6 protein-coding genes are annotated in these 6821 nt (G+C 36.8%); 4 read left to right on the forward strand and 2 right to left on the reverse strand.

Features of this window, described 5'->3' with window-relative positions:
• Positions 1-116: 116 nt before the first annotated feature.
• The 3 genes from PHR02_RS12410 to PHR02_RS12420 all read left to right on the forward strand — a co-directional run bounded on the left by PHR02_RS12410 (position 117) and on the right by PHR02_RS12420 (position 2796).
• On the forward strand, positions 117-941 hold the full coding sequence (locus PHR02_RS12410) for a nuclease-related domain-containing protein (protein ID WP_299992486.1): 825 nt from the start codon (positions 117-119) through the stop codon (positions 939-941).
• Between the two features lie 14 nt (positions 942-955).
• Positions 956-1471 (forward strand): hypothetical protein, encoded by a 516-nt coding sequence (locus tag PHR02_RS12415; protein ID WP_299992488.1) that lies wholly within the window; start codon positions 956-958, stop codon positions 1469-1471.
• Between the two features lie 599 nt (positions 1472-2070).
• Positions 2071-2796 carry a hypothetical protein gene (locus PHR02_RS12420; RefSeq protein WP_299992489.1) on the forward strand — a complete coding sequence of 242 codons (726 nt, stop codon included), beginning with the start codon at positions 2071-2073 and terminating at the stop codon, positions 2794-2796.
• A gap of 18 nt (positions 2797-2814) precedes the next feature.
• Here the strand turns inward: PHR02_RS12420 and PHR02_RS12425 are convergent, their stop codons facing one another.
• Positions 2815-4407 (reverse strand): type II toxin-antitoxin system HipA family toxin, encoded by a 1593-nt coding sequence (locus tag PHR02_RS12425; RefSeq protein ID WP_299992491.1) that lies wholly within the window; start codon positions 4405-4407, stop codon positions 2815-2817.
• 415 nt (positions 4408-4822) lie between these two features.
• On the opposite strand from PHR02_RS12425, the gene PHR02_RS12430 reads away from it, so the two are divergent.
• Positions 4823-5956 (forward strand): DUF4172 domain-containing protein, encoded by a 1134-nt coding sequence (locus PHR02_RS12430; RefSeq protein ID WP_299992493.1) that lies wholly within the window; start codon positions 4823-4825, stop codon positions 5954-5956.
• Positions 5957-6082: 126 nt separating this feature from the next.
• Here PHR02_RS12430 and PHR02_RS12435 read toward each other — a convergent pair whose 3' ends face one another.
• Complete coding sequence (locus PHR02_RS12435; protein WP_299992495.1) at positions 6083-6499, reverse strand: hypothetical protein; 417 nt, start codon at positions 6497-6499, stop codon at positions 6083-6085.
• Positions 6500-6821: the final 322 nt, after the last annotated feature.

A 6821-nucleotide genomic window follows, 5' to 3' on the forward strand; every position in this document is an offset into this window, starting at 1 on the left:
TTAGTTTTTTTAGCAGTTGTCATTGTTATGGTTTTAAAAAGACGTTCTCCAGCCCCGGAAGCAAATATGTCCGGCGGAGTAGAACGAAACTCTGATAGATCGAAGTAGGGAGATATATGCAAAAAATTATATTATCCGATCACACAACTGCGCAACTTAATGCAGTACAGCAAGAGAGACAACGTCAATATCATGTCCGGCTCTTTTCATATAATGAAGCAATGATAAAGCATGATGAGCGAAAAGTACAGGCTCGCGCACGGTTAGCTGAGGCTTGGAATCAGCGTCATGTTTGGGAAACACTCAGCGGGTTTTTTAGCATGCTAGGTGCCTATGTGATACGTAAACCGTCTCGTCCAATAATGCAAGGTGCCGGAGATCAAGAAAAGATATGGTGTGCCGGAAACGAAGGGGAAAAGAAAGTTGAAAACTTCTTATCCTCTAATCTCGACGATCAGTGGACATTGATCAATGGTTATAAAAACGGCAAAGGGGAAATCGATCAAATTCTGGTGGGATCGAGAGGTGTGTTTGCGATTGAAATCAAATACAGCAATGGAACCATTTTTTGTGATGGAGATCGATGGTGGAGAGACAAATATGATCAATACGGCAACTTGGTAGAAACCAATAAACCGATAGCCGATAAACGGGGAAGAAGTCCAAGCCGTCAGGTTAATGAATCATCCGATTTGCTCCAATCGTTTCTTCAAAAACGTTATCCATCCCTACGGATATATCGCTCAATTATATGGGCGCATGATCGTTCAAAACTAGGTGTAGTTAATAATCTAAATGTCGATTACACCGCTGTGGTAAACGATTGGGATTTAGGACGTTTTTTACGCAACTCAACGTACCAATTAAGCCAAGATGAACAACAACGTATTATCGAATCAATTCGAAAAGATCATACTTATTACAACCAACCACGAAGATAAAAAAAGGAGACTTCTTGAAATTAAAAACTATCCTAGCAGCTACGCTGCTAACCACCACACTTATACACGCCGATCCATCCCCGTTTGGTTTGGAAATCGGCAAATCTACAGTGAGTATGATGAAAGAAAAATATAGTTCCAAGTTTGTTGGAATCAATAATTTGAGTCAAGGTGATGTATATGATCTTGACCCGAGTGAATTAGGGATAGAGGGAATGCAATCGGCACGAGTGATTTATGATAAAAACGGAAAGTTGATGGGAGTCTTTACCACCTTTCCAAAAGGGAAATTTCAATATCTATTTGGTCAGATGAAAAGCAAATATAAACTGGTCACTTCTAATATTCCGTATGTTGGAGATACCTCCGCCAAATTAACGAACGGTAATACCGAAATACAGCTCAACGCTCCGCACATGAGCTTTGAAATGGAATTGAATTACGTCGATAAAAATCTATTAAAAATTGCCAAACAAAAAAGTTCTAACGATGCCCAGCAAAAATCGAAGCATGAAGCGTCACAGTTATAAGGAGAAAATAATGGTGGAGAAATTCTTTGCCATTATTGCACAGGTTCTTGTTAGATAATTAGCATATCTTTATCTGCATAAAATGAATTAAACAAAATGTTAAAAAGCGTTTATGCGGTGGCGTAGTCTGAATATTAAAACTAGCTGAAAGCATACGGAAAAATGAAGGTGTAACACTCTATGAGTGCAAACACGGTTTTTACATTTTTATAATATTGAAAATAAAATGATTTTAATACCTAAAACATATCTTATGACATATCTTAAAACATATTAGTAAATCAAAAACATACATAAAAACAAATTATAATAAAAAGATTTATAAAAATTCTGTCTTTATTTTGTGGCAAAGTATAATTATTAAGCAACGCTTAAATCAACTTCATGAAAAAATGGTGTAACACGCAGTGAGATAAAACATCATATTCATATTAAAAATATACATAAAATAATTCAATAAACATGTTTATATAATAGTAAATAATACATAAATAATATAAAACTAATCAATTAAAAATAATTAATTAAGATAAAATATATATAATTTTATATATTAATCATATTTCTATAATATATTATTCATAAGGAAATAAAACATAGTGAATAAGCAAGATCAAATAGCTTCGTATCTTAACGAATACAAGACCGGCAATAAAACATATGCTCGAAAAAGAGGAAAATTTGATAAGTTATTTGGAGACAAAAAGGATGAAATATTAAAGCTAATTATTGTGAAGTCTGTTCCAATTAAGGTGGTGTATGATGATTTGGTTGATCGTAAAGTGATTGAAGATTCACCGTATGTATCATTTTATCAATGGGTTAAAAATAATACCAAAAATGTTAGTGGCGAAGATGCTGATTTGTCTGTCCAAATGAACGACATATCAACAAACCAACCTGATAATGATCGTGTTTATATAACAGAAGAAGCCCCTGTAAAACTTCTACCAGATAGTCGAGAAATGTTTTACGGATTTGACATGAATAACGATCCAGATATTGTTACTAACCCACTGCCACAAATGTATGAAATTTCCAAAGAATATATCTTTAACATTTTTAAGAATGACACCTCTTTGAATAATGAAAAAATTGTCTACATTCTTTTGTACGAAATATCCTCAAGTGGTGAAAATCTCTTTAAAAATGTATGGTCCATTATGTTGATGCAAGATGGTGAAAATGTTCAACAATACTATAATAGACTTCAAAGCATTATTGATTCCGATGGAAAATATTCTTTCGGTATAACAAACGCTACAGCATCCATATCAGATATTGCATTTGCATGTGGGTATGATGAGTATAAAATTATACGCTAGACAGACTAATTTTACAATTCACTTTAGCCATCCCAGTTTGACCAATTCGTTGATTCTCTCTTCATGATAACGCCGTAATATGTCACTAAATTCATACTCTTTATTCGGTACCCAACTCGGAGCTTGTCCCGGTTTTGCTTTTTGTTTCATTGTGAAAAAAGATAACGGTCCAAGTGCTTCAATTGCATTGATATACTGCGGTAAGCGGTCACGAAATACTTCACAAATTCTCTGTGCTTCTGCACGAAAACTTTTTTTGTTCACGTCCAAAATATCCACAAGTTTTTCAAAATGTCTGGGTGTAATATTGCTGCGTTGTCCATCGATAGTTAAGTGTGAATCGTAGTGCTTGGTGTTGGAATAAATACGTGTCGTTGCAATGTCATAAAGCGGTGCAAAAAGTTTGATTGATTCGCTGATAATAAGCGATAAATTTTTTGTGTGCATATCTTCATGTGAGATGATCATAGAATAAAAATAGTGCTTTAAAAGTTCTAGGCGTTCTGCTTCGCTGATGAGTTCTTTTTTGATGCGAGTAAACATTTTTTCGCTCGTGGTACTGTATTTGTTTTCAGCACGTAAACCCAAATAAGTGGAGAAGTTTGCTTTCGCAAAACGGTACGTTCCTAACCGATCAAATCGCTTGATGAGATAATGAAATTCTTCATCATTTTTTCGTTTGATCAGATACGATTGCGGAACACGAAATCCCAATTCGTTTTTGGCAAAACTCATAAAGAGATGTTCATTTAATGCTAAGTGCGGAAGGTAATATTGCGATGAAGGATCGGCTTTATAACGACTGTAAGGTTTGAGAATAAAATCACGTATACCTTCGGATTTATCTTGATGTATTCGATGGTGTTCTAGGTCAAGATCAACAAGCCGTTTGTATTGAAAACCGCTGATCCCAGGAAGCTCGTCATAGGTAAAATGTGAGAGGTCTTCACCCTCTGGAAACAACTCTTCTTCATTGATGTCGAGGGTATAGTTTTCAAGCACAGCAGGGAAGGGGAGGCTAGGACCTAATATGGTCTCAAGATTGCTTAAAAAAGAGGGGCGATTCTTTTGAGATTCAACCTGAGACTCACCGGTGAGCGTGAAATAAATATCGCCGATATTATGTGTTAATCGAACCAACATATCAAGCTCATCGGATGAGTTTAATGATTGCTCTAGCATCTCACGATTAACCCCTTCGGGGAGATTCTCATCAAATGCTGCATGAAGTTCTGAAGAAGGGTAGGAGACGATATCTAAAGGTAATCCTGGGATTTCTACTTTATTCAGGGTTAAGTATTGATCAGCATAGCAGAATACAAACTCCTGGGCGTTTTGAAAAAGGTAACCGGCGATTTGATCGGCTTTATGAACAAAGATCATCCGATAATCTTTTGCATAAGCTTCACGGACATCTTTTTGCCAATAGACGGTTGATGCAGATTGTCCGACAGTACGAACACGGTTGCTAGCTATAAGTTCATTTAGAACACGTAAAAGTTTTTTATCCTTAATCCCAAAAACACCACTTTTACGTTCGATCTCTTTTAAGGATTCAGCCTCTTTTAGCGTTAAAATGATTTTTAAGACCTCGGTAATATCGGCTCTCACGTTAACTCCTAGGGTCTAAGGTTTTTAAGACACTATATTAAATTAGTTTAAGTTTACAGTGATTAGTATAAATATAAACTTAGTCAGTGTCTTGAAAAGCTTAAAGATGATTTTTTTCGAACCACATGGAATCAGAGTTTGATTCTGTTAATCGGATCATATACAAACTATTGAATTTATCTGTCATATAATAAAGAGCCCTCAAAAATAATCTTCATTTTAAGAGATTTTATTAGCCTTTATTTATGTTTTTGAGTGATAGTAAGCATACTTCGTCATATATTTTCATAACCGTTTTACTTGACTGATAGGTATCGGTTCGATAATTCTGTATATTCATACCAAATATGGTATGATTAATTTACAAATTCAACCCACTAAAATCAAATCGATTGATTAAAAGGCAATAAAGAACATGAAACGCTGGATCTGGGAGCAAGAAGCTTATCCCCATTTTACCTACGATCTTATCCGACTTGAGCATTTGATGCAGCAGGTGTCGCTAGAGCAGGGGTACTTAATCGCCATGACCCAAACGATGGATAGCGACAACATCGCCCAGCGCCAACTCGAAGCATTGATGAGCGAAGCGATCAGTACCTCCGCGATTGAAGGGGAGATCCTTAACCGTGACAGTGTCAAAGCCTCCATCGCTCGAAAGCTTGGGCTCTCCGGTATCGATTCCTCTAAACGTGATGAGAGTACTGACTATCTCATCGAGATTCTCATCGATGCCAATACGAACTATGATCAGCCTTTAACACTGGAACGATTGTTTGGATGGCACAATGCTCTTTTTCCACGCGGATACAGTGGATTATCTAGAATCAATGTTGCAATATTTCGAGGTGAAGAGACGATGGAGGTCATCGGAGGAGCGGCAGGGAAAGAGAAGACGTACTATGTCGCACCTCCACGATCCATTCTCGAACAGGAGATGGAGAGATACCTGCAATGGTTCAATGCAACACCGTCAAGTTTGATCAAAGCCTGTATTGCACATCTGTGGTTTGTCATCATCCATCCGTTTGATGATGGTAACGGCAGAATAGGGCGGGCTATCACCGATCTGGTTTTATCCAAGATCGAGAAATCGAGCATCTCACGGCTTTATTCGATGTCCAGTGCTATTAACAATGATCGTAACGGCTACTACCATGCGTTAGAAAAAACGACGGGGTATGTTCACAAAGAATCAAGTCATCTCGATATCACCCAGTGGTGTGATTGGTTTCTCACAACCTTGTATACTGCACTTATTGATACGAAAAAGAAGCTGAACTATATTGTTCAAAAAACAGCGTTTTGGGATAAGTACCGAGAGTTTGATCTTAATCCACGACAAACCAAAGTGCTCAATAAAATTCTCGATATGGGTACTGAAAATTTTCAAGGTTCCTTGAGTAAAAAGAAATACATGACGATCACCGATACCGCATCGACAACGGCATCTAGAGATGTTACCCAGCTTCTTGAGATCGGATGTATCCGACAGATCGAGGGGACCAATGGACGCAATGTACGTTATGAGATCGTGATAGAAAAGTAAACAACCCCATTTTACTTCGATGTATGTGTTAAAGTACCAAGAATGCGAAAGATTCCATCTATCAAGCAAATCAATATTTTCAGGAAAATATACTATTTTTTCTGAAAATTTATCAAGTAAAAAGCACTACACCTTCAGAAAATAGCGGGTCTCTCCATTGACCTTGGCACTAAAGCCATCCGTTGCGATATTGATCTGATGCATCATCAAATCAAAGTGTTTGGATGGGTTCTCATATACGTTCATTGCAATACTGTGATCAAAGTGTATACGGTAATCGGCATAAAGTTCTTGTGAGGAGTGAGGGTGGATAAATCTTGCTTTTGCTTCGGGCAAGAAATGGAGAATGAACCCTGTTTTAGCGCATTGAAATTGCTGGTTGCATAATTTAGAATCGATGCGAGGAGAAATCTTTTCTTGTGTGAGGATAGAGCGATCAGAATGAGTTATCTCCTCGCTCATTAACGGGGTCGTACCCAGTAACCCGGTAGTAATCAGAGCGGTGGCTAAAAATCGTTTGGATTTATCGTGATATTTATACATATATTGCACTCCTGATATATCATGAAACAAATATGAGACATTGTATAGGTGAATGATGAATGAATACTAACTGTGAGGTTTAAAGTATAAGAAATTTCGAATAAAATTTGCAAAAATTTTCGACAGTGTTTTCCGTATGGAATATGGCAGGTTTTTCGTGCTTAAAAGCAGGGTAGGGGAGAGTATACGGAAAATACTTGTTTTTTGTACATCATTGTCGCTTGTCATATCTAGAATATTTTTTCTCTTAGACCCCCCCTCTTAACACAAATGTAACACATTATCAGTATTATTTTTAATTATATGCACATATTTTTATTCA

This window comes from Sulfuricurvum sp., assembly GCF_028688295.1.
In the GTDB taxonomy this organism is placed as follows: Bacteria; Campylobacterota; Campylobacteria; order Campylobacterales; family Sulfurimonadaceae; genus Sulfuricurvum.

What these genes read in the sequence shown, in the direction of transcription:
- PHR02_RS12410 (WP_299992486.1), top strand. Translation starts at nt 117, where the DNA reads ATGCAAAAAATTATATTATCCGATCACACAACTGCGCAACTTAATGCA.
- PHR02_RS12430 (WP_299992493.1), top strand. Translation starts at nt 4,823, where the DNA reads ATGAAACGCTGGATCTGGGAGCAAGAAGCTTATCCCCATTTTACCTAC.
- PHR02_RS12435 (WP_299992495.1), bottom strand. Translation starts at nt 6,499, where the DNA reads ATGTATAAATATCACGATAAATCCAAACGATTTTTAGCCACCGCTCTG.